The 21633-nt window shown below is 70.5% G+C and carries 21 protein-coding genes and 2 pseudogenes; 13 read left to right on the forward strand and 10 right to left on the reverse strand.

What is annotated here, in order from left to right; translation table 11 throughout:
* Positions 1 to 178: 178 nt before the first annotated feature.
* Positions 179 to 1345, reverse strand: a complete 1167-nt coding sequence (gene xylA / locus ACFZCP_RS29635) for a xylose isomerase (RefSeq protein ID WP_391432554.1) — start codon at positions 1343 to 1345, stop codon at positions 179 to 181.
* A 240-nt stretch (positions 1346 to 1585) separates the two neighbouring features.
* On the opposite strand from xylA, the gene xylB reads away from it, so the two are divergent.
* The 7 genes from xylB to ACFZCP_RS29670 all read left to right on the forward strand — a co-directional run bounded on the left by xylB (position 1586) and on the right by ACFZCP_RS29670 (position 11058).
* Positions 1586 to 3031, forward strand: a complete 1446-nt coding sequence (gene xylB / locus ACFZCP_RS29640) for a xylulokinase (protein WP_391432557.1) — start codon at positions 1586 to 1588, stop codon at positions 3029 to 3031.
* A gap of 105 nt (positions 3032 to 3136) precedes the next feature.
* Positions 3137 to 4345 carry an ROK family transcriptional regulator gene (locus ACFZCP_RS29645; RefSeq protein WP_362686247.1) on the forward strand — a complete coding sequence of 403 codons (1209 nt, stop codon included), beginning with the start codon at positions 3137 to 3139 and terminating at the stop codon, positions 4343 to 4345.
* Positions 4346 to 4907: 562 nt separating this feature from the next.
* Complete coding sequence (locus ACFZCP_RS29650) at positions 4908 to 6386, forward strand: amino acid permease (RefSeq protein WP_391432562.1); 1479 nt, start codon at positions 4908 to 4910, stop codon at positions 6384 to 6386.
* Positions 6387 to 6415: 29 nt separating this feature from the next.
* On the forward strand, positions 6416 to 7429 hold the full coding sequence (locus ACFZCP_RS29655) for an acetamidase/formamidase family protein (protein WP_391432864.1): 1014 nt from the start codon (positions 6416 to 6418) through the stop codon (positions 7427 to 7429).
* A 60-nt stretch (positions 7430 to 7489) separates the two neighbouring features.
* A complete protein-coding gene (locus tag ACFZCP_RS29660) occupies positions 7490 to 8092 on the forward strand; it encodes an N-acetylmuramoyl-L-alanine amidase (RefSeq protein ID WP_391432566.1) in 603 nt (200 codons plus the stop codon).
* A 79-nt stretch (positions 8093 to 8171) separates the two neighbouring features.
* The gene (locus ACFZCP_RS29665; protein ID WP_391432570.1) at positions 8172 to 9479 is read left to right on the forward strand and encodes a GAF domain-containing protein; all 1308 of its coding nucleotides are present in this window, start codon (positions 8172 to 8174) and stop codon (positions 9477 to 9479) included.
* 55 nt (positions 9480 to 9534) lie between these two features.
* Positions 9535 to 11058 carry an aldehyde dehydrogenase family protein gene (locus ACFZCP_RS29670; protein ID WP_391432573.1) on the forward strand — a complete coding sequence of 508 codons (1524 nt, stop codon included), beginning with the start codon at positions 9535 to 9537 and terminating at the stop codon, positions 11056 to 11058.
* A gap of 162 nt (positions 11059 to 11220) precedes the next feature.
* Here the strand turns inward: ACFZCP_RS29670 and ACFZCP_RS29675 are convergent, their stop codons facing one another.
* Entirely contained in the window at positions 11221 to 11667 is a 447-nt protein-coding gene (locus ACFZCP_RS29675) for a hypothetical protein (RefSeq protein ID WP_391432576.1), read from the reverse strand.
* On the opposite strand from ACFZCP_RS29675, the gene ACFZCP_RS29680 reads away from it, so the two are divergent.
* Positions 11662 to 12192 (forward strand): cation transporting ATPase C-terminal domain-containing protein, encoded by a 531-nt coding sequence (locus ACFZCP_RS29680; RefSeq protein ID WP_391432579.1) that lies wholly within the window; start codon positions 11662 to 11664, stop codon positions 12190 to 12192. The two genes, ACFZCP_RS29675 and ACFZCP_RS29680, sit on opposite strands and share 6 nt — an antisense overlap.
* Here ACFZCP_RS29680 and ACFZCP_RS29685 read toward each other — a convergent pair.
* From ACFZCP_RS29685 to ACFZCP_RS29710, 6 genes and pseudogenes are all read right to left on the reverse strand, one after another.
* Positions 12189 to 12371 carry a hypothetical protein gene (locus tag ACFZCP_RS29685; protein WP_391432582.1) on the reverse strand — a complete coding sequence of 61 codons (183 nt, stop codon included), beginning with the start codon at positions 12369 to 12371 and terminating at the stop codon, positions 12189 to 12191. The genes ACFZCP_RS29680 and ACFZCP_RS29685 overlap by 4 nt on opposite strands.
* Positions 12372 to 12569: 198 nt before the next feature.
* Entirely contained in the window at positions 12570 to 13550 is a 981-nt protein-coding gene (locus ACFZCP_RS29690; protein WP_391432585.1) for an SPFH domain-containing protein, read from the reverse strand.
* A 220-nt stretch (positions 13551 to 13770) separates the two neighbouring features.
* Positions 13771 to 14091 carry a hypothetical protein gene (locus ACFZCP_RS29695; protein ID WP_391432588.1) on the reverse strand — a complete coding sequence of 107 codons (321 nt, stop codon included), beginning with the start codon at positions 14089 to 14091 and terminating at the stop codon, positions 13771 to 13773.
* 357 nt (positions 14092 to 14448) lie between these two features.
* The gene (locus ACFZCP_RS29700) at positions 14449 to 14886 is read right to left on the reverse strand and encodes a DUF5994 family protein (RefSeq protein ID WP_391432591.1); all 438 of its coding nucleotides are present in this window, start codon (positions 14884 to 14886) and stop codon (positions 14449 to 14451) included.
* 33 nt (positions 14887 to 14919) lie between these two features.
* Positions 14920 to 15920 (reverse strand): annotated as a pseudogene (locus tag ACFZCP_RS29705) (acyl-CoA desaturase).
* Between the two features lie 170 nt (positions 15921 to 16090).
* The gene (locus ACFZCP_RS29710; protein WP_391432594.1) at positions 16091 to 16390 is read right to left on the reverse strand and encodes a hypothetical protein; all 300 of its coding nucleotides are present in this window, start codon (positions 16388 to 16390) and stop codon (positions 16091 to 16093) included.
* Positions 16391 to 16982: 592 nt separating this feature from the next.
* Here ACFZCP_RS29710 and ACFZCP_RS29715 point away from each other — a divergent pair.
* A pseudogene (locus ACFZCP_RS29715) lies at positions 16983 to 17228 on the forward strand (DUF5994 family protein); the annotation flags it as partial.
* A gap of 308 nt (positions 17229 to 17536) precedes the next feature.
* Here the strand turns inward: ACFZCP_RS29715 and ACFZCP_RS29720 are convergent.
* Positions 17537 to 18511, reverse strand: coding sequence for a CorA family divalent cation transporter (locus ACFZCP_RS29720; protein WP_391432597.1), 975 nt, complete (start codon positions 18509 to 18511; stop codon positions 17537 to 17539).
* A gap of 142 nt (positions 18512 to 18653) precedes the next feature.
* Positions 18654 to 19184, reverse strand: coding sequence for a DUF5994 family protein (locus tag ACFZCP_RS29725; RefSeq protein WP_391432601.1), 531 nt, complete (start codon positions 19182 to 19184; stop codon positions 18654 to 18656).
* Between the two features lie 278 nt (positions 19185 to 19462).
* Here ACFZCP_RS29725 and ACFZCP_RS29730 point away from each other — a divergent pair, with 278 nt between their 5' ends.
* From ACFZCP_RS29730 to ACFZCP_RS29745, 4 genes are all read left to right on the forward strand, one after another.
* Positions 19463 to 20023 (forward strand): DUF5994 family protein, encoded by a 561-nt coding sequence (locus tag ACFZCP_RS29730; RefSeq protein ID WP_391432604.1) that lies wholly within the window; start codon positions 19463 to 19465, stop codon positions 20021 to 20023.
* A 4-nt stretch (positions 20024 to 20027) separates the two neighbouring features.
* Positions 20028 to 20231, forward strand: coding sequence for a hypothetical protein (locus tag ACFZCP_RS29735; protein ID WP_391432607.1), 204 nt, complete (start codon positions 20028 to 20030; stop codon positions 20229 to 20231).
* Positions 20232 to 20702: 471 nt separating this feature from the next.
* Entirely contained in the window at positions 20703 to 20975 is a 273-nt protein-coding gene (locus ACFZCP_RS29740; RefSeq protein ID WP_391432609.1) for a hypothetical protein, read from the forward strand.
* Positions 20976 to 21298: 323 nt separating this feature from the next.
* Positions 21299 to 21466, forward strand: coding sequence for a hypothetical protein (locus ACFZCP_RS29745; protein WP_391432612.1), 168 nt, complete (start codon positions 21299 to 21301; stop codon positions 21464 to 21466).
* Positions 21467 to 21633: the final 167 nt, after the last annotated feature.

Here is a 21633-nt window from a genome sequence, read left to right on the forward strand (position 1 = left end):
GGCGGTTCCGGTGGCACAGGCGGCAGAGACATACCCTCCAGAGTCGCCGCCGCCCGGCCACAAAGGTACCGGCGCACGGAAGCGGATGGCGGCTCGTGGTGCGGACCACACCATTCCGCCGGCCCGGCCCCACGCGCGCGCGTGGAAGTCTGTCGGCCCCCCACGCACGTATGCCTGGTCAGCCCCGGGCGCCGAGCAGATGGTCCATCGCCAGCTGGTCGAGCCGTTCGAAAGCCATCCCGCGTGTGGCGGCCGCCTCCACGTCGAAGTCCTCGAAGGCCGTACGGTCGGCGAGCAGGGCCTGCAGCCCGTCCGCCGCGGTCGGCCGGGCCAGTTCGTCGAGGCGCGAGGCGCGCAGCGCTTCCCGGACCTCCGGGTCGGCTCGGAAGGCGGCCGAACGCTCTTTCAGAATCAGGTAGTTGCGCATGCAGCCGGCCGCCGAGGCCCATACGCCGTCGAGGTCCTCGGTCCGAGGCGGCTTGAAGTCGAAGTGGCGGGGTCCCGTGTACCCGGCGCTCTCCAGGAGGTCGACGAGCCAGAAGGCAGCCCGCAGGTCGCCGGCGCCGAAGCGCAGGTCCTGGTCGTACTTGATGCCGGACTGGCCGTTGAGGTCGATGTGGAAGAGCTTGCCCGCCCACAGGGCCTGTGCGATGCCGTGCGGGAAGTTGAGCCCCGCCATCTGCTCGTGGCCCACCTCGGGGTTGACGCCGTACAGCTCGGGGCGCTCCAGGCGCTCGATGAAGGCCAGCGCGTGACCGACGGTGGGCAGCAGGATGTCGCCGCGCGGCTCGTTCGGCTTGGGCTCGATGGCGAATCGGATGTCGTAGCCCTGGTCGGTGACGTACGCGCCGAGCAGGTCGAAAGCCTCCTTCATCCGGTCGAGGGCCGCGCGCACGTCCTTGGCGGCGCCGGACTCGGCGCCCTCGCGGCCGCCCCAGGCGACGTAGATCTTCGCACCCAGCTCGGCGGCGAGGTCGATGTTCCGGATCGTCTTGCGCAGCGCGTAGCGGCGGACGTCGCGGTCGTTGGCGGTGAAGGCTCCGTCCTTGAAGACGGGGTGGGTGAAGAGGTTCGTGGTGGCCATCGGCACGGTCATGCCGGTCGCGTCCAGGGCCTGGCGGAACCGCTTGATGTGCGACTCGCGCTCGGCGTCCGAGGAGCCGAAGGGGATCAGGTCGTCGTCATGGAAGGTCACCCCGTGGGCGCCGAGCCCGGCCAGGCGCTGCACCGTCTCGACCGGGTCGAGAACGCGGCGGGTGGCGTCGCCGAACGGGTCCCTTCCCTGCCAGCCGACGGTCCACAGGCCGAAGGTGAACCTGTCCTCGGGGGTGGGCTGGTAGCTCATGCCGGGCTCCTTGCTGCGTACGACTATTTCGTCATGGCCGTTTACAAATTAGTATGCCGACGCATCGCAGGGAAGGGACAAGATGTCTTTGACGACAAGGTGTCTTCGACGGACGTCCCGACAGGCGTCCCCGACGGACGTCCCGACGGGGGTCCCCGGCGGACGTCTTCGGCGGGTGTCGTTGCAGACGTCCTGCCAGCTCACAGCACATCCCGCAGAGCCGCGGAAGAGGAGAGCCCGATGTCAGCAGCCGAGGGTCCGCTCGTAGTCGGCGTGGACACGTCCACCCAGTCCACGAAGGCGCTGGTCGTCGACGCGTCCACCGGTGAGGTTGTCGCGAGCGGCCAGGCACCGCACACCGTGTCCTCCGGTGCGGGCCGGGAAAGTGATCCGCGTCAGTGGTGGGACGCCCTGTGCGAGGCACTGCGCCAGTGCGGCGACGCGGCCCACGAGGCCGCCGCGGTGTCGATCGGCGGCCAGCAGCACGGCCTGGTCACCCTGGACGAGCGGGGCGAGCCGGTACGTCCTGCCCTGCTGTGGAACGACGTCCGCTCGGCGCCGCAGGCCCGCCGGCTCGTCGAGGAGCTGGGCGGTCCGAAGGGCTGGGCCGAGCGCACCGGCAGCGTGCCCGGGGCGTCGTTCACGGTCACGAAGTGGGCGTGGCTGGCCGAGCACGAGCCCGAGGCGGTCCGGGCCACCCGGGCGGTACGGCTCCCCCACGACTACCTCACCGAGCGCCTGACCGGGCTGGGCACCACGGACCGCGGCGACGCCTCCGGAACGGGCTGGTGGGCGTCGGGGACGGAGACGTACGACGAGGAGACCCTGGCGCACGTGGGGCTCGATCCGGCCCTGCTGCCCCGGGTGGTGCGGCCCGGCGAGGTGGTGGGCACCGTCCGCGACAGCCACGACCTGCCGTTCTCCAAGGGCACGCTGGTGGCCCCCGGCACCGGTGACAACGCGGCGGCCGCCATGGGCCTCGGCCTGCGGCCGGGCACCGCGGTGCTCAGCCTCGGCACGTCGGGCACCGTGTACGCCGTCTCCAAGCACCGTCCCGCCGATCCGACCGGTACGGTGGCGGGCTTCGCCGACGCGCACGGAGACTGGCTCCCGCTGGCCTGCACCCTGAACTGCACGCTCGCCGTGGACCGCGTCGCGACCCTGCTGAGCCTGGACCGCGAGGCCGTCGAGCCCGGCTCTTCGGTCACCCTGCTGCCGTACCTGGACGGCGAGCGCACCCCGAACCTGCCGAACGCCTCCGGCCTGCTGCTCGGGCTGCGTCAGGACACGACCGCGGGCCAGCTCCTGCAGGCCGCCTACGACGGGGCGGTCCACTCGCTCCTCGGGGCGCTCGACCTCGTCCTCGACGAGGACGCCGACCGCAGCACCCCCCTGCTGCTGATCGGCGGTGGAGCCCGGGGCACCGCCTGGCAGCAGACGGTACGGCGGCTGTCGGGTCGGCCGGTCCAGGTCCCGGAGGCCAGGGAACTGGTCGCCCTCGGAGCGGCGGCGCAGGCAGCGGGCCTGCTGACCGGTGAGGACCCATCCGCTGTGGCCCGCCGCTGGCAGACGGCCGCGGGTCCGGTGCTGCAGGCCGTGGAGCGGGACGAGGCGACGCTGGCCAGGATCAGCGGGGTACTCTCCGACGCGGGCCCGCTGCTGGAGCGGGGGACGGAATCCCGCTGAGCCCGGCCACCGCACCGGAGCCGAGCCCGGTCGCAGAGCCCCCGAGCCCGGCTGCACCAGCCCCCGAGCCGAGTCCGGCCGCAGAGACCGAGGATTGACGCAGGCATGACCGCACCACTGCACGAGGGCCACGGGCCCGGGACCGCGCGCTCCCTGCCGGACACCCAGCGGGGCATGCGCCGGCGCAACCTGGCGCGGGTGATGCACGCCGTCAGCGCGGAGGGGTCACTGTCGCGCGCCACGGTCGCCTCGCGCATCGGTCTGACGCGGGCCGCGGTGTCGACCCTCGTGGACGAGCTGATCGGCTGGGGTCTGCTGGAGGAACTGGGCCCGGAGCGGCCCGGCCGGGTGGGCCGCCCCGGCTCGGCCCTCGCGGTGAGCGGACGCGGCCCCGCGGGCATCGGGGCGGAGATCGGCGTCGATCACCTCGCCGTGTGCGCGGTCGACCTGCGGGGCGCGGTCCGCGCGCGGGGCGTGCGCCACGGTGCGAACCGGGGGCGCGCCCCTGAGCCGGTGCTGGAGGAACTGTCGGCGCTGGTCCGCAGGGTCCTGGGCGAGGCGGAGCGGGAAGGGCTGTGGCCCGCGGGGCTGGCGGTCGCCGTGCCGGGCCTGGTGGCCCGCGACGGCCGTACGGTCGTACGCGCCCCGAACCTCGACTGGCACGACACGGACCTCGCCCCGCTGCTGCCCGGCGGCCTGCCGCTGAGCGTGGACAACGAGGCCAACTTCGGTGCCCTGGCCGAGCTGTGGCTCGGTTCCGGCATACCCCGCGACTTCCTGCACGTGTCGGCCGAGATCGGCATCGGCGCCGCGGTCGTCGTGGACGGACAGCTGCTGCGCGGCACCCGGGGCTTCGCGGGCGAGCTGGGCCATGTGCCCGTCCGCCCGGACGGACCTGCCTGCCCGTGCGGCGGGCGCGGATGCCTGGAGCAGTACGCCGGTGAGGAGGCGGTGCTGCGCGCGGCCGGCCTGGAGCCGCGCGAGGACCTCGTCGGCCTGCTCGCGGGACGGGCCGAGGAGGGCGACGAGGCCGTGCGGCGGGCCCTGCGCGACGCCGGTACGGCGCTCGGGATAGCCCTGACCGGGGCGGTCAACCTGATCGACCCCGAGACGGTCGTCCTGGGCGGGGCCCTGGCCGGCCTCTCCCCCTGGCTGCTGCCGTCTCTGGAGGCCGAGTTGAGAGGGCGTACGGCGGGACCGGCCTGCCCGGTGTCGGTGTCCGGACTGGGCCCCGAGGGCCCGCTGCTCGGCGCCGCCCACTCGGTCGTCCGGACCGTCCTCGACGATCCGGCGGCGGTGGCGGAGCAGACCTGAGGGAGCGGGGCGGTGGCCCGCCGACGACACCCGACTGCCGCTGAGCGAGGAGCACGACCGACACGGTCTGATCTTCCTCGACGAACTGCCCCGGCTGCGGCTCACCGCGAGGCTCTCCCCCCTTCTCACCGCGCTGCACACCGCGGTCCGGGCCGGGACGGTGGCGTATGCGTATCAGTGGGAAGGCGTGCCCCTGTGAGGCGGTGGGCTCCACGTGGCCCGTGACGCCTCGGGCTCACACGGCCCGTGACGCCTCGGACTCACACGGGCCTTGACGCCTCGGCCTCGCGCAGACCTGTGACGACTCGGCCTCGCACAGACCTCCGGAGAATCGACCTCATACGGGCCTGCGAAGACTCGGACTCGCCCGTTCGGGTGGCCGAGTTGTCCACAGTTCGCGGGCCGTCCACGGAACCGAGGCAGGCCCTTCTGCACAACTCCCCCGCGCCGTACCGTGAATGCGCACGAGGTGCGGCCGCCGGTCCGTCGCGGCGGGGACCTCGTACAACGAAGGGATCCACACACGACGAGTGCCGTCAGGCCGACATGTATCGGGGGACACATGCGCGAGGAGACGACCGGAGCACTGCGGCGTGACGCCGTCGGGTTGCGCGAGGTGCTGTTCCAGAGCATCACGGCGATGGCGCCGGCTGCCGCGGTGGCCGCCTCCATTCCTTCGGGCGCGGCGTTCGCCGGGGGCAGTCTGCCGCTGGCCGTGCTGATCGCCCTGGTGGCCTGTCTGTTCACGGCGTCCTGCGTGGCCGAGCTGGCACGCGAGTTACCCGCGGCGGGCTCCGTGGCCACGTACGCCGCCAGAGGGCTGCATCCGGCCGTCGGCTTCCTCGTCGGCTGGGGCTACGTCTTCGTGGAGATGCTGGTCCCGCCGCTGCTGCTCCTGCAGCTCGGTTTCACCACGGCGGACACGCTGCACGAGGAGTGGTCCTCGTATCCGGAGGACCTGTGGTGGCCGTGGGCGCTGGCGGGCGCGGCGGTGATCGCCGTCGCCGGCTATCTCGGTGTCCGTGCCTCGGCCCGCTTCGGCACCGTCCTCGGGATCTTCGAGATCCTCGTCCTCCTGGTGTTCGCGATCTGGCTCATCGGGAAGGCGGGCGACGCCAACACCCTGACGGTGTTCGGCCCCTCGCACACCGCGGACGGGTACGCCGGGGTCGGCGGAGTTTTCGCCGGGTCCGTGTACACGGTGCTCGCGTTCGCCGGGTTCGAGGCGGCAGCGCCGCTCGCCGAGGAGACCCGCGATCCCCGCCGCACCATGCATCGCGCGGTCCTCGGAGCGGCCCTGGGCATCGGTCTGTTCTACGTGGTCACGACCTACGCGATGACCGTCTACTTCGGACCGGACCGCTTCGCGAGGTTCGGCGCGTCGGGCGCCGCGTCCTGGGAAGGCGTCGCCCGCGCCTCCTTCGGCCTCTTCTGGGTGCTGGTCTTCCTGGCAGTGGTCAACTCGGCGATCGCCAACGCCAACGCATGCGCCAATGTCTCCACCCGCACGGCCTTCGCCCTGGCCCGTATCCGGGTCCTGCCCCGCCTGCTCGCCACCCTCCACCCCCGGCACCGCTCCCCCGTGGCGGGCATCGTGGTGCAGACGGTCGTCGCGGTCGGTGCGGTGCTGGCGCTCGGCTTCGGCTACGACCCGGTGACCGCGTACCTGCTGCTGGCCACGGTGATCGTCACGGTCGTCGTCGGCGTCTACATCGTCGTGAACCTGGCCTGCGCGGGCTACTTCCTGCGCGGCGGACGGGAGACGCTGAGGCCCGTACGGCATCTGCTGCTGCCCGTGCTCGGCATTGCCGCGTTCGTCCCCGCCCTGCTGACGGCCGCCGGCATCCCGGCGTTCGACTTCGTGGCCGAGCTGACGACGCCGGTCTCGTACGCCGGTCCGGTGGTCGGCGTCTGGATGGCGGCCGGGGTCGTGGTCCTGCTGGTGTTGATGCGGCGTCACCCCGAGCGGATAGCCGAGACCGCGCGGGTGCACCTCGAAGAGCCCGACGCGGTCCGGCCCGACAGGTTCCATCGCCCATGACCAGCCCAGAGGAGAGGACCGACGCCCCGATGACCGACCCCTTGATCCTGACCGTCCGCCCGGGACCGGACGAGTACGCCTGGACGTTCGGCGGTGCGCCGCCGGTGGCCCGGATCGCGCCCGGCACGGTTCTCGACCTGTACACCGAGGACTGCTTCGCCGGCCGGGTGCGGTCCGAGAAGGACCTCGTCTCCCAGGTCTGCGAGTTCCCGTTCCTCAATCCGCAGACCGGCCCCTTCCACATCGAGGGCGCCGAGCCCGGCGACACCGTGGCCGTGCACTTCGTGTCCGTCGAACCGGCCCGGGACTGGGCCGCGTCCACCACGGTCCCTCTCTTCGGCGCGCTCACCTCGACGCACACCACGGCCTCGCTGCAGCCGCCGCTCCCGGAGCGGGTATGGATCTGGCAGCTCGACCGGACTCGGCGTACCGCCCTGTTCCGAGCCCGGGACAGTGACATCGAGCTGGAGCTGCCCCTCGATCCGATGCACGGCACGGTGGGCGTGGCCCCCGCCAACCTGGAAGTGCGTTCCGCGCTGGTCCCGGACGCGCACGGCGGGAACATGGACACGCCCGAGATGCGGGCCGGCGTCACCTGCTATCTGGGGGTCAACGTCGAGGGCGCGCTGCTCAGCCTCGGCGACGGGCACGCCCGGCAGGGCGAGGGCGAGACCTGCGGGGTTGCCGTGGAGTGCGCGATGAACACCGTGGTGATCGTCGACCTGCTCAAGGACGTCGTCACCCCCTGGCCCCGGCTGGAATCGGACACCCATCTCATCTCGACCGGTTCGGCGCGCCCCCTGGAGGACGCGTTCAGGACGGCGCAGCTCGATCTGGTGCGGTGGCTGGTGCGCGACTTCGGATTCAGTGAGCTGGACGCGTACCAGTTCGCAACCCAGGCGGCCGAATCGCCCTTGGCCAACGTGTGCGACACCAACTACACGTGCGTGGCCAAGCTCCGCAAGGAGTGGCTGCCCGCGAGGGAGACTCACCGCGGTCTGCATGCACGGCTGCGCGAGACGACTCGGGCACTTCGCCTCTGACGTCGCATCAGCCGGCCAGGCATGCGAAGCCCTCACACCGGCCCCAGAAAGGCAGCGACGATGGACACGAACCGGCCCCGACCTCACCTGAGCAGGCGACGGATCCTGAAGGGCGCGGCCCTCGCGGTCGTCCCCTACGCACTGCTCCCCGACGCCCGCGCAGGGGCGCAGGGCGCCGTCGACTATCCCCCGGCCGAGTGGCAGCCGGCGACCAGCGGCAACTACACCGCCTCCGACCGCCCTGCGTCCTATGCCGTCGACCGGGTGATCGTCCACGTCACGCAGGAGACGTACCCGAACACCCTGGCCATCTTCCGGAACCCGCAGAAGAAGGTGTCCGCGCACTACGTCGTCCGTTCGGCGGACGGGCACGTGGCCCAGTGCGTGCGCGAGGCCGACATCGCCTGGCACGCGGGCAACTGGGACTACAACACCCGCAGCGTCGGAATCGAGCACGAGGGCTGGGTGGACCAGCCGGTCTATTTCACGAACGCCCTCTACGAGCAGTCCGCGAAGCTGACGGCGGCGGTGTGCACGAAGTACGGCATCCCGAAGGACAGGGACCACATCATCGGTCACTACGAGGTGCCGGGCACCGACCACACCGATCCGGGACCGGACTGGGACTGGGTGCGCTACATCAGACTGGTCAATTTCGCCTAGACGGACGTCGAACCGGTTGTCCGCGCGAACACGGCGCGTGACGATGGGCCCAGCCGTTTCAGCGTCCGGGGAGGGCGAGTTGACCGATCCGTGGGTGGCTCTGGAGCCGGGGGCCGATCCCGCCGAGCGAGTCCGGGTGCTGCGCCGGGCGCACGAGACGTTCACCACGGCGGGAACGGTGCCGCGCCCGGTCCGGTCCGTGGTGGCGGAGTCGTGGCGGCGCAGCGCGCGAGCCGGTGTGGGACCGGACGGGACGGCGAGCGTGGAGCTGACCGACAGCGACCTCGGTGCCTATCGTGCCGAGCACCCGCTGTCCCGGGTGATGCCGCTGTTCCGGGAACTGCTGGGCACGTTCGCCGCCGACGGCGAGCATCTGCTCGCGGTGTGCGACGCGCACGGCCGGCTGCTGTGGGTCGAGGGGCACCCGGCGACCCGGCGCCGGGCGGACGGAATGAACTTCGTACCGGGCGCGCGCTGGTCGGAGGCGGCGGTCGGGACCAATGCACCGGGTACCGCGGTCGCCCTGGACCGGCCGGTGCAGGTGTTCGCGGCGGAGCACTTCATACGGCGGGTACAGCCGTGGACCTGCGCCGCCGCGCCGGTGCACGATCCGCACACCGGCCGGGTCCTCGGCGCCGTCGACATCACCGGCGGCGACGGGCTGGCGCACCCGCACAGTCTGGGCTTCGTGCAGGCGGTGGCGCGGGCCGCCGAGTCACAGCTAGCACTGCTCGCCCCGGCCCGGCCCGCCGGGAACAGCGCCGTGCTGCGCGCGCTGGGCCGCGACGAGGCCGAAGTGCGCCTGGACGGGCGGCGGACCAGGCTCAGTCGCCGGCACAGCGAGATTCTCGTGCTCCTCGCCCGCCATCCCGAAGGGCTGACCGGCGACGAACTGCTGTGCGCGCTGTACGCGGACGAGTCGGTGACCCCGGTGACCCTTCGGGCCGAGCTGGCGCGGCTGCGGCGGCTGCTGGCGCCGGGCCTGCTGGCATCACGGCCCTACCGGTTGACGGCTGCGGTGGAGTCCGACGCCGACGTGGTGGAACGGCGGCTGGGGACGGGCGCCCTCGTATCGGCGGTGGAGGCGTACACCGGCCCGCTGCTGCCGGGTTCGCAGGCCCCGGCGGTGAGACGGCTCCGCAGCCGCCTGGCCGACGGGATGCGCATGGCCCTCATCGCCCACGGGGACCCCGATCTGCTCGCGGACTGGGCACACGCGCCCTGGGGCGAGGACGACCTGGAGGTATGGCGGGCTCTGGCCGTGGTGCGGCCCACGGCGCCGGTACGGGCACGGCTCGCGGCGCTGGAGGCCGAGCTGGCCGTACCGGTCGGTCCCTCCCCTCCGCCGGCCGGCCGCGCAACGTACTTGCAACGTCCGCCCGCCTAGCCTCGCGCCGGAGCTGCCCAACGGCGGGCAGCGCTTCACCGGGAGGCAGACCAGCATGACCCGTTTCGCGGCGCCCGGCACCGAGGGCGCGATCGTCTCCTACCAGGCGCGCTACGACCACTTCATCGGCGGCGCCTACGTACCGCCGATACGCGGGCAGTACTTCGAGAACCCGTCGCCGGTGAACGGGCAGCCGTTCACCGAGATCGCGCGCGGCACGGCGGAGGACGTCGAGCGGGCGCTGGACGCGGCGCACGAGGCGGCGCCCGGCTGGGGTCGTACGGCGGTGACGGAGCGCTCCGACATCCTGCTGAAGATCGCCGACCGGATGGAGGCGCACCTCGAACCCCTCGCGGTGGCCGAGAGCTGGGAGAACGGCAAGCCGGTGCGCGAGACGCTGGCGGCCGACATTCCGCTCGCCATCGACCACTTCCGCTACTTCGCGGGTGCCATCCGCGCACAGGAGGGGTCGCTGGGCGAGATCGACGACGACACGGTGGCGTACCACTTCCATGAGCCGCTCGGGGTCGTCGCGCAGATCATTCCGTGGAACTTCCCGATCCTGATGGCCGCCTGGAAGCTCGCTCCGGCGCTCGCGGCGGGCAACGCGGTCGTCCTCAAGCCGGCCGAGCAGACCCCGGCGTCCATCCACTACTGGATGAGCCTGATCGCCGACCTGCTGCCGCCGGGCGTGGTGAACATCGTCAACGGCTTCGGCGTGGAGGCGGGCAAGCCGCTGGCGTCCAGCCCGCGGGTGGCGAAGGTCGCGTTCACCGGGGAGACCACGACCGGGCGGCTGATCATGCAGTACGCCTCGGAGAACATCAAGCCGGTCACGCTGGAACTGGGCGGCAAGTCTCCGAACATCTTCTTCGACGACGTCTTTGCGCACGACGACGACTTCCGGGACAAGGCGCTCGAAGGTTTCACGATGTTCGCGCTCAACCAGGGCGAGGTCTGCACCTGCCCCTCCCGGGCGCTCGTCCAGCGCGGCCACTACGGGGAGTTCCTCGAAGCGGCCGTGGCCCGCACCCGGCAGATCAAGCCGGGGCACCCGCTCGACACCGACACGATGATCGGCGCGCAGGCCTCCAACGACCAGCTGGAGAAGATCCTCTCCTACCTGGACATCGGCCGGCAGGAGGGCGCGAAGATCCTCACCGGTGGCGAACGTGTCGAGTACGACGGCGAGCTGAAGGGCGGTTACTACGTCCAGCCGACCATCTTCGAGGGCGACAACCGCATGCGGATCTTCCAGGAGGAGATCTTCGGCCCGGTCGTCTCGGTCGCTTCGTTCGACGACTTCGACGACGCCATCAAGATCGCGAACGACACGCTGTACGGCCTCGGCGCGGGCGTGTGGACCCGGGACATCAACACGGCCTACCGCGCGGGCCGCGCGATCCAGGCGGGCCGCGTGTGGACGAACTGCTACCACGCCTACCCGGCCCACGCGGCCTTCGGCGGCTACAAGCAGTCCGGAATCGGCCGGGAGACACACAAGATGATGCTGGAGCACTACCAGCAGACGAAGAATCTGCTGGTGTCGTACTCGCCGAAGAGGCTGGGCTTCTTCTAGACACATGCGAAAAGGCGCCTGACCTGGGTTTTCACCCGTCAGGCGCCCTTCGCGCAACCCGCTCTCGACCGGGCCCGGCTTGCGCGCCAACTCCCAATTCCTCCCACGACTGCACCCCTGCTGACCAGTGCTTCCGGACCAGTCACGGACCAAACCCTCGGTTCAGCCCTCGGGTACGTCACCTTGACTGACGCGCTGCCACTCGTTCATGGACTGCTCGATGAGACGGTTCGCCTGCTCTCGAAGGCCGTCAAGGAACTTGGCGTAGTGGCGAAAGAGAACCTCGATGCTCTGGCCGGCGCGGCGGGCGCACTCGGCCGGGTCCACTCCGGAGTAGGGCCAGAGCGAGATCCCGGCGTGCCGGAGATCGTAAGGCCGCTTCGCCAGGCGAGAAGTGCGCTCAGTACGGGTCAGGGCGTATTCCCGGGCCCGCGCCCATGTGATGCCGTAGGCGGCAGCGTCCACGTAGTTGCCGGCCTGGTTCCGGAAAAGTCGACCGTCAGGTGCCACGTCGAACCGATTCACATGGGCACGCAGCATGCGTACGAACTGCGGCGGGATGGGAACAGGCCGCGTCGCGCTTGCCGCGCGACGCTTGAGCGAGTGCACCTCGTGCACCTCACCGTCGTCGGTCCGCTCCTTGCCAGACGTGACGACCCCGCCCGAGAGGGTCAGCATCCCCCATCCCGCCTCGGGGGTCTCGCCGACGGGGTCACCGAGGGCCGCCGGATCTTCGCCAACACCATCAAGTACGTCCTGATGGGCACCTCCAGCAACTTCGGCAACATGTTCAGCACGGCCGGAGCCTCCCTGGTACTGCCGTTCCTGCCGATGCTGCCCTCGCAGATCCTGCTCAACAACCTCCTTTACGACGCCGGGCAGTTGACCATCCCCACCGACCACGTCGACCCGGAGCAACTGCGCGCGCCCTCGCACTGGAACATCGCCTTCATCCGTCGCTCCATGCTCTTCTTCGGGCCCGTCAGCTCCCTCTTCGACTTCCTCACCTTCGCGGTCATGATCGAGATCTTTCACGCCGGCGCCGAGCTGTTCCGCTCCGGTTGGTTCGTGGAGTCCCTCGCCACGCAGGCGCTGGTCGTCTTCGCCATCCGCACGCGCCGGGTGCCGTTCTAGCGCAGCCGGCCCAGCCGCCCCCTGCTGGTCAGCGCCATAGGTGTCGTCGCCGTCGGCGTCGCGCTGCCGATGTCCCGCTCGCGGGACCACTCGGCTTCCGGTCCCTGCCGCTCGGACTCGTCCTCGCTCTGGCCCTGATGGTCGTGCTCTACCTGGTACTCATCGAGGGCGCCAGGCATGTCTTCTACATCCGGGCCGACGCATGGGCCGCGCTTCCACCGGTACGCCACCGCACCCTCCGGCATCGCATCCAACGGCGGGCCGGCCGCTTCAGCCACCCCGGACCGCTGCGACCCCGGTGACACGCTGTCACCAGGGCCGTCAGCGGCTCCACCCCGCACCGCGACGATCACGTCACCTCGGGCGGCCGGGAACGGTCAACCGCTCAATGATTCCTCGGCGTCCCGGCGCGTCGGCCAGTTGTCCCGCCGCTCCCGGGCCACCTCCGCACGGCTGCCGGCCCGCTCTCCGGGCAGGGAGACCGACGGTGTGAGGGCCGGTGTGGGGGTGGCGGGCTCGGGGATCACGGCACTGGTGGACAGCGCGGGGCGCCTGGCGGTCCGGTGCACGAGCCGTCCGTCGGACTCGCCGTCGGTTTCCCTGCTCTGGTGGTCGAAGAAGCGGAGCATCTCCACGGGGAACGGCATCACGAGGGTGCTGTTCTTCTCGGCGGAGACGTCCACCACGGTCTGCAGCAGCCGCAGTTGGAGTGCTCCGGGGGTGTCGGCCATGGTCGCGGCGGCGTCGGTCAGCCGCTGGGACGCCTGGAACTCTCCGTCGGCGGCGATGACCCGCGCGCGGCGTTCCCGCTCGGCCTCGGCCTGCTTGGACATGGAGCGCATCATGGACTCCGGAAGGGCGATGTCCTTGATCTCGACGCGTTCGATGCGCAGTCCCCAGGGTTCCTCGGTGGGGGCGTCCATCACCTTCTTGAGTTCCGCGTTGATGTGGTCTCGGTCGGAGAGCAGTGTGTCCAGGTCGGCCCTGCCGATGACAGAGCGGAGCGAGGTCTGGGCGATCTGGGAGACGGCGGCAGGATAGTTGCGCACGTTCACCAGGGCTTTGACGGGGTCGATGACCTTGAAGTAGACGACCGCGTCGACGGTGAGCGTCACGTTGTCGGCGGTGATGGACCCCTGTGGCGGGATACCGAGGACCTCGGTCTGCACGGACACCTTCCGCATCCGGTCCCCGATCGGCCGGATGACACGCAGGCCCGGCCCGCGGATGTCCGGCAGCAGCCGCCCGAAACGGAACACCACGCCCTTCTCGTACTGCTGGACGTTGCGCACGCTCAGGGCGAGCAGGACCAGCCCGGCCGCGGCGCACACCGCCAGCACGGTGATCAGAACACCCATGGGCTCACATTCCTTAGGTCGATGACGGTCCCGGACCCGAGCGGTCCGGGAAGCACACGGCACGGGAGGACCCCGGCCTGTCGTCTGAGGTGCGGCCGGGGTCCCGGGCTGCTGCTGAGGCTCTGGTGTGTCGGCCCGGCTCAGCCGGGAGAACTCTGCGGTACACCGGTCCGGGCTCCGCCGACTGTGGCCCCGGTCGCCGCTGGAGTGCGCACGGCCCTCACCTCGCCGCCGGCGGAACGTAAACGGCCGGGATCTGCGGGCGTGCCGCGGGATCGCGGACTTCGTGGTCTTCTTCGGAGTCCCAGGCTGCCTGAACGGCCGAGTCGGTCTCCGACATCGTGCGCAGGAGCGCCGCCTCCGCCATCAGCCGGTGCACGTGCGAGGTGCGCAGGCAGTCCCGGCCGGCGGCCATTAGCCAAAGGGCCGAGACCGGGGTCGGCTGCACCTGCCCACCGAAGGGCCCCGCGCCCGGGGCGGCCGGCCAGTACCGACGGTTCGTTAGGCCCCCGGTGATCAGCCCCGACAGCGGATCGAGCACGGCCGTCGGAGAGGAACCGAGGGGAGCGCAAGAGATCCGGAGTGACGTGGAACAGGGCGTACTTCCGGGGATCGGCGTGGGGGAAACGGTCGCAGTCATGACGCGAACCCTGCTCCGGGCCGACCGGAACCGGCCCGGCATGATCAAATCGCCGAAAGTGACAGCGACATGGAAGCCGGTGCACGAAATACCCTCGGTAACACCAGCGTACTCCGTCGACGGTCCGAGCGGACTGCCCATCCGGGTAGCGCGGCCGGTCCAGGACCGGGCACGTGGAGCCTGCCCAGCCGGGTCCGGTGACAACACTCCCAGGCCCGCACCCGGAGTGCGGACCCGGGGGTGGTCCGACGGCCACCGTCAACGGACTGCGACTCCCGACTCCACGCTGTCCTTCACAACGGTGGCCCCACTCTCCATGAGCCGCCCGGCCTCCGCGTCCGTGGCGGCGGGCGGCACCACCAGCAGGTCCCACCGGCCGCGGCCGGGCGCCAGCAGGCAGACGAGTGACGGGGAGCGCTGGGTGGTCGTCCGGCGCAGGCGTACGACCTGGTTGGCGACGAGCAGCCGGCCCGGGAACGGGGACCATACGGCCTCGTCCGCGAGGACGCTGGTGACCTGTCCCCAGGCGTGCGGCAGGCCGCCCAGCAGCCTGGGCAGTTCGGACGCCAGGTCGGGCGAGCGTGGCCACCAGGCGCCGTCGATGCGCCGGGGCATGTGACCCCGTGCCGGCTGGGACACCAGGCGCAGGCGGACGGCGGACGGCGATGAGAGTGGGGGCGGTGGGGCATGTGTCATGGGAGCTCCCGAAGGGGATGCGGTCGCTCGGGTTCACACGCGGCGGGCGGCGATACGGTCCGGGGTGGGCCAGCGCACGACCCTGACCCAGCCGAGGCATTCGAAGAAGCGGATCAAGGCGGCGGACGGATCGAGCTGGCCGCGCTCGACGCCGTGCCGGGCGCAAGTGGGGTCGGCGTGGTGCAGTTGTGCCAGCTCTCGCCGAACGAGAGCAGGGCCAGGGGCCACAGGTTGGTGGCGCGGTCGTGGCGACGGGTACGGAACGGGCGCTCACCGATCACATGGCAGAGAGAGTTCACGCTCCACGTCACGTGGTGAAGCAGGGCGATGCGGTCAAGTCCCGCCCACAGCAGGGCGGTCAGTGCAGACACCCAGCTGCCGCCGATCAGCCACCCCGCGGCGAAGGGCAGCGCGAGGGTGAGCACACACAGGGCCGGGAAGGCCCGGGACACGGCCCGGATGTCACGGTCGGCCAGCAGATCGGGAGCGTAACGCGTCGCGGCCGTGGGGTCGTTGCGGAGCAACCAGCCGACGTGGGCATCCACAAGTCCCCGCAACTGACCGCATACAGACGTGCCGTAGCGATACGGAGAGTGAGGATCGCCCGGCCGGTCAGTGAAGGCGCGATGGCGGCGATGGATGGCGACCCAGCCGATCACGTCCCCCTGGAAGCTCATCGACCCGGCCACCGCGAGCGCGGTGCGCAGCGGCCGTGCGGCCCGGTAGCTGCCATGGGTCAGGCCACGGTGGAAGCCGACCGTGACGCCGAGGCCCGTGACGGTGTAGAGCAGCGCGGCGAGCAGGACGTCGACGGGATGGATCAGGCGCCCCCACAACGGCCAGACGGCCAGACCGAGTGCCAGGAACGGGAGAAGGACGATCAACGCCGTGATCGCCAGGGACAGCCGCTCGCTGCCGGTGCGCTCGGCAGCCGTTCCCTCGCGCGGGAAGGGTGCCCTCCCGTCGTACTCCGGGGACGGCGGGGAGCCTTCCGGCGGGACGGCGGACGGGGAACGGAGGATCTGGAGAGACATGCGCGGTCCTTGACCTCGGTGACGACAGTGCGGCCGGGGTTTGGGCTGCGCCTCTTCGACGTGGGTGCGTAACGGCATCGCTGAGAGCGGATGCGAGTCGCACGGACGGTGGATACGGGAGCTACAGGGGCTTGGGCTGGTGAGGACGTGGCGAGGGGGCGGCGGGACCGTCAGGCGGTCTCGCCCTGGTGGGTGCGATCGGTGGGCGGTCTGCTGGAGTCGAGCCAGGAGCCGAGCGGACCGGCGGCGCGCGAGGCGTCCAGTGTGAGGTGCAGCCGCGTCCCGTTTCCCGAGGGGCCCGCAGGATAGCTGCGCTGTTCATCGCCGGCGAACAGCAGCCGGAGCGCGTCCGCGACGCGTCGGGCCGCTTCGGGGTCCGCGGAGACAAGGCGGACCTCCACCCGGCCCTGCCCGCTCGGCTCGTGCGCGGCCTCGGGACGGGATGGGCGGTGCGGGGCTTCGGATGTCACAGGGCGTAACCTGCCCGGACCTGAGCGGCCCACATCTCTCTTGCGACGAGGACGAGACCGGTCCGGACACCGGCGTACGATGTGCCCTCGACGTTTTCAGCCTACTCCTGCTCGGGACAGCCGCTCCGGCACATCTGAAGTGGTGCGGTGACCGCCGAAGCCACCGGCCGGCGCCCGATGACGGGATGACGGGTCGGTCGATCATGAACAGCTCCCGGGACGACGACGTGACTCCGACGCCAGCCACACCGTTGGCCGTCGGTCGTGTGGCAGCCCGGGGAGTCCCGCTGACAGACCGGCTGCGGCGACAGAGGTGGACGGCGGAGCCGTCAGGCCGCCCTGGGTGGGTGCGATCGGCGGGCGGCCCCTGGCGCGCTCGGCTGGTGCAGCGAGACGGGTCTGATCACCGGCGACGGCCCTGGTTCTGTCGGCCCACTCCTGCCGGTACGACAGCCACCGCGGCGAGCGGCGGAAGGAGTAGGTTGGAGACACCGAGGGCATTTCGCATACCGGCTTCCACGCCGGGTCGTTCTCGGCGAGAGATGAAACCCGGGCCGTAACCCCAGGGGCGGCCCGGAGACGGGTCCGCATCATGACCGCGACCTTCGAAGCAACCCTGCCGCGGCCGGCACCCGTCGCAGCCCCTCCCGCCCGCCTCGTACTGAAGACGGACGGCCCCTCCCGTGGACTCCTGGACGGCGCCTGGTGGCCGCGCTCGCGCGACCTGCTGCGCGAACTACCTGCACTGACCAACGCGCTGGACCCCGTCTGGGGCCGCATCACCCGTATCGCCGTCAACCCCGAGCACTGGCCGGTCATCCCGCGCAAAGTGCCCGTGTGACTCACGCCGCGGGGCTGGGGCTAATACTTCTCGTTCGTCGACACCCCGCCACGGGTGTCGACGAACGAGCCGCCACCATGCCGACCCAGTTCCAGGGCATCATCGCTGCATCATCGCCCGGCACATTGTCAGGGTCGACGTCTCGAAGTCCCCCTGATTCCGGGTCGCCGACGCCGTAACGAACGTCAACGCGGCGATCCTGCGCCACTGGCACATAGCCCGAAGTCTTGGGAGCCGTTTGGAGCCGACTTCTGGAACCGGCTCCCAGGGCTCGTCTGCCGACGAGCACGCAGGAGCGTGTGCGGTCAGAGCCAGTCCCAGTGTTTGAAAGCGAAGTACAGCGTCAGAGAGACAACGACGATGACGGCGCTGGAGGCGATGAATCCCGACTGGTGTCCGAAGCCGGGGTAGGGAAGGTTCTGTCCGTAGAAGCCAGTGATCGCCGTGGGCACGGCGATGATCGCGGCCCAGCTCGTCACCTTCTTCATGATCAGGTTCATCCGGTTCGCCTGCACCGACAAGTTGGTCTCCATCACCGAGGCCACCAGGTCGCGCAGCGACTCCGTCCACTCGCCGGCACGCAGCACGTGGTCGTACACATCTCGGTAGTACGGCAGCAAGGGGCCGTCGACGACGTCGAGGTCGGGGCGCATGAGGGCGTTGACGACCTCCCTCATGGGCAGGACCACGCGACGGAGCCGGACCAGTGATTTCCGCAGGGCGTAGGACTGGCGCTGTACGGTCTGGATCTGCCGGCCGCCTTCGGCGAAGAGCAGATCGTCCAGTTGCTCGATGCGTTCGTCGAGCTGCTGTACCGCGGCGAAGTGCCCGTCGACGACATGGTCGAGCAGGCCGTGGAGCAGAAAGGCGACCCCGTGTGCCGCCAGAGCCGGGGTGCGGTCCCAGCGGGCGACCAGCTCGTCCAGGGCGAACGCGGCGTCCTTGCGGACGGTGATCAGCGCCTGTGGTGTGAGGATGACCGCGAGCTCGCTCATCGTCAGTCCGGCGCCGTCCGGGTCGACGGCGACCGCGTAGACGCTGAGGAAGTGATGGGTGCGGTAGTTGTCGAGTTTCGCCCGCTGTCCCTCGTGCAGCGCGTCCTCGAGAGCCAGCTCGTGGAGGCCGAGTTCCTCGCCGACCGCGGTGAACTCGGCGCGGTCCGGGCGGTACAGGTCCAACCACACGGTCGAAGACCGGTCCGCCAGATGCTGGGAGATGTCCCGGACCGGGAAGTCCTCCTCGACCAGGGAGCCGTCGCGGTACAGCCGAGTACGGGCCATGTCGCGCACCCTAACGGCACCGGCGGAACATCAGCGGACACCACTGCCGGGCATCCACTCCGACGGGCGGCACCGCCTCGATCGCCTTGAAGTCGGCACCGCCCGGCAAAGACAGCCCTACGGGCGCCCGGACCTCCAGAGGTCATCCCTCGGGCTCGTGGCGTTCCTCGCCGGTCCGAGAGTCCTCCACGGGGGTCGGGTGTGCCTGATGGGTGCCGGTGGCGATGAGGATCTGTGCGGCATGGGTGACGTTGTCGGCTCGGACGGCCCTGGCCATCGCGGCACGGGCGGCGTCGGGTGTCACGTGCGGCGGGACCACGAGAAGGGAGAAGTGGTCCTGGTCGCCCCGAGTGATCAGGACGGTGTCATCACCGACCGGGAAGGAGTCGATATGGACGACCTGGTCGTCGATGACCAGGCGCGTGGGAAGTTCATCCCATGCGGTGGCGTCCAGGCCGACGCGCGTGATGGGGCCGAGGTGCCCGGTCAGCACGTGGATGAGGTCGGGCAACTCCGCGCCGATGTCGCGGGAACGCGGCCACCACGCGCCGTCGAGGTTGCCTTCCCGGGATTGTGTCGTCTCCAGCCGCAGAAGAACTGTCCCGGGTTTCGCGGCTCGATGGATCGCGTCCGGCAGGAGCCCGGGGGCGCGAGGGGTGTCGGATTCGTTCATGGCGTGTCCGCCTGTCTGCGGGCTTCGGTGTCACCGCCGAACGCGGGACCTCCTCCTCTCACCGTAAGTCGTGCGCCGCCGCACCGGCTGCGTTCGCCGGTGGTTCCGGACTCGCTGCCTCTCGGTAAAGCGCCTACTCACGCGCACGTTCCGGGGCCTCGGAACGGCGTAGAGTGAAAGGACCGGGAGCACTTCGCACACCGGCCGCCATGTCGGTGTCGTTCCCGGCGAGCAAGAACACCGGCCTCCAATAGGAGGCCCGGGGACAGGTCCGCGTCATGACCGCGACCATCGAACCTACGATCATCAAAGAGCGCCTGCCTTCGGCGTCGGCCCGGCTGTCCCTGACCCCGACCGGCTCGGTTCCAGGTCTCCTGGACGGTGCCTGGTGGCCCCGCTCCCGTGATCTCCTCCGGGAGATCCCTACTCTGACAGACGCACTGGACGGGTACTGGGGCCGGATCACCCACGTCACCGTGAACCCGACCCACTGGCCCGTCATCCCACGCAAGGTCCCCGTCACGGGCCACACGGTGCATGTCGGCTGGTTCGCCGACGAGCAGGACCCGAACAAAGTGATCCTCCTCTCCTACACGGTGGGCCGCATGGACCTGCTGGTGATCCCTCCGGAGACGGAGCCGGCCGCCGCCGCCCGGCTGATGGCAGCGGCAACCTCTCCAGGAGGTATCCGCCCCGCCAGCGGTCTGATGGCCGACGAAGCCATCAGCCACGACGCGACAGATGCTCAAAGCCGGGAAGAGGAATGGGAGACCGACGGCGGAGCCGCTTCGACGGCCGCAGCCGCGATCGGGATCTCGAATTCCGCCCCGAGGAGGTGAGGACGTGGAGACCGTCGTCACCGTCGCCGTGATCATTTTCGTGATCATCGCGGGAATGTTCCTGATCCACCGGCTCAACGCGCAGCATGACGAAAGGATCGGGGCGTTCCGCTACAGCGACGCCCTACCGGGAATCGGTCGGCGGACCCGCAAGAGCCCACGTGCCGCCGTGCCGAAGGGCCCTCCTGCCCGGCGCCACACGCCCTGAGCATCGAGAGGGGAGCCGCTGATGACGCAGACCTGCTTCCAGCCAAGGGTGGGTGTGAGGCCAACGGCCGCCACACCCACCGGCACGTCGCCCGTGATGCACGTCGTCCTGGATGAGCAGGGGGTCACCTTGAAGTCACTGGAACTGCCGTCGGCCGGGCACGCGGAGGTTCGTACCGTCGCCGCGGACCCGGAGGCGGCTCGCCATGTCGCGGAGATTCTCCGCCGTTGTTTCGCCGCCACAGAAGCGCGCAGCTACCCCGCAGGCCCCGACGGCGGAACACGCCTCCACCTCAGCGTGTACACCACACACATGGCGGAGCCGGTGCGCTCCTGGCTGTTGACCAGCCAGTTCTCCCGGGACGATCACACACAGCCGGACGACATCCGAGGATATGGGCCTCAGCGGGGGGAGGAGGACACCGCCCCGGACATACGGGTTTCCGTCGGTGCCGGCACGAGGCGGGCGACCATGGCGACACTGCACGAGCGGGAGCACTACCGCGAGGCGATCATGAAGACCCTGTACGAGGCCATCGAAGGCGATCGCCTCCTCGGCCTCACCGGGGCGCAGTTGCGCGAGGATCTCGCCATGCCCGAGGAGGACCTGGCCGCCGCCTGTATGTACTTGGCGGCCGAGGGACTGATCCAGGTCGACTGGGCCCGAGGAAACACACCCGCGATGGTCACAGTGACGCACAAGGGGATCCAGCTCATGGAGACCGAGGAGCAGGACAGTGACTGACACTGCCCAGGCCACCCTCAGGGCTGCGGCTGACCACATGACGGCCTTTTCGTGCCATATGACCGAAATAGGATTCTGGGCATAGTCTGGTGAGTGGGCCGGTGCACTCTCACGTGCAACGACCCGGAAGGGCGGCCCCGGTGTGTATACGCCGGGGCCGTTGCGTCACCGGCACATGCCACAGGGAGAAGGTGTGATCCACTCGGCCGATCTCCGCGAGTGACGCAACTGCGACGCCCTCGACCCGCAGGGCCAAGAGATCAGTCCGCCGTCCACGTGACGGCGGACAACGACTGGCCCGCCGCTGACGCCCGGAGGCTGACGTGGTGCTGTTTATTCTGTTGCTCATCGTGGCGGTTGCGCTCGGCGTCATGGGGGCGCTCGGCAGGGGCACGCTCTACCTGCTGATCATCGGAGTGATGGTGCTCGTCGCCGACCTTGTCCTCCTCAGAACGCGGATGGGGCGCAGCCGCCGTCCCCGCGTCCGGTAGAGCGGCCCGACCGGCCACCCGACTTGCCCTTCTGCGTGGCGTACCACCGCCTCCTGGTGCCGTGCCCGACATCGCTCGCATGCCACTTGCCTGAGCGACGTCGGGCACTCGCCGTTAGCGTGAAGAAAGGGGCACGACAGGCCGCCTGTGCGTCGGAAAGTGGTGCC

It is taken from the genome of Streptomyces sp. NPDC007971 (assembly GCF_042958635.1).
Lineage (GTDB): Bacteria > Actinomycetota > Actinomycetes > Streptomycetales > Streptomycetaceae > Streptomyces.

Excerpts from the sequence above, each read along its gene's own strand:
- xylA (WP_391432554.1), bottom strand. The coding sequence starts at position 1,345 with ATGAGCTACCAGCCCACCCCCGAGGACAGGTTCACCTTCGGCCTGTGG.
- xylB (WP_391432557.1), top strand. The coding sequence starts at position 1,586 with ATGTCAGCAGCCGAGGGTCCGCTCGTAGTCGGCGTGGACACGTCCACC.
- ACFZCP_RS29645 (WP_362686247.1), top strand. The coding sequence starts at position 3,137 with ATGACCGCACCACTGCACGAGGGCCACGGGCCCGGGACCGCGCGCTCC.
- ACFZCP_RS29650 (WP_391432562.1), top strand. The coding sequence starts at position 4,908 with ATGCGCGAGGAGACGACCGGAGCACTGCGGCGTGACGCCGTCGGGTTG.
- ACFZCP_RS29655 (WP_391432864.1), top strand. The coding sequence starts at position 6,416 with ATGACCGACCCCTTGATCCTGACCGTCCGCCCGGGACCGGACGAGTAC.
- ACFZCP_RS29660 (WP_391432566.1), top strand. The coding sequence starts at position 7,490 with ATGGACACGAACCGGCCCCGACCTCACCTGAGCAGGCGACGGATCCTG.
- ACFZCP_RS29670 (WP_391432573.1), top strand. The coding sequence starts at position 9,535 with ATGACCCGTTTCGCGGCGCCCGGCACCGAGGGCGCGATCGTCTCCTAC.
- ACFZCP_RS29685 (WP_391432582.1), bottom strand. The coding sequence starts at position 12,371 with ATGCCTGGCGCCCTCGATGAGTACCAGGTAGAGCACGACCATCAGGGC.
- ACFZCP_RS29690 (WP_391432585.1), bottom strand. The coding sequence starts at position 13,550 with ATGGGTGTTCTGATCACCGTGCTGGCGGTGTGCGCCGCGGCCGGGCTG.
- ACFZCP_RS29700 (WP_391432591.1), bottom strand. The coding sequence starts at position 14,886 with ATGACACATGCCCCACCGCCCCCACTCTCATCGCCGTCCGCCGTCCGC.
- ACFZCP_RS29720 (WP_391432597.1), bottom strand. The coding sequence starts at position 18,511 with ATGGCCCGTACTCGGCTGTACCGCGACGGCTCCCTGGTCGAGGAGGAC.
- ACFZCP_RS29725 (WP_391432601.1), bottom strand. The coding sequence starts at position 19,184 with ATGAACGAATCCGACACCCCTCGCGCCCCCGGGCTCCTGCCGGACGCG.
- ACFZCP_RS29730 (WP_391432604.1), top strand. The coding sequence starts at position 19,463 with ATGACCGCGACCATCGAACCTACGATCATCAAAGAGCGCCTGCCTTCG.
- ACFZCP_RS29740 (WP_391432609.1), top strand. The coding sequence starts at position 20,703 with ATGGCGACACTGCACGAGCGGGAGCACTACCGCGAGGCGATCATGAAG.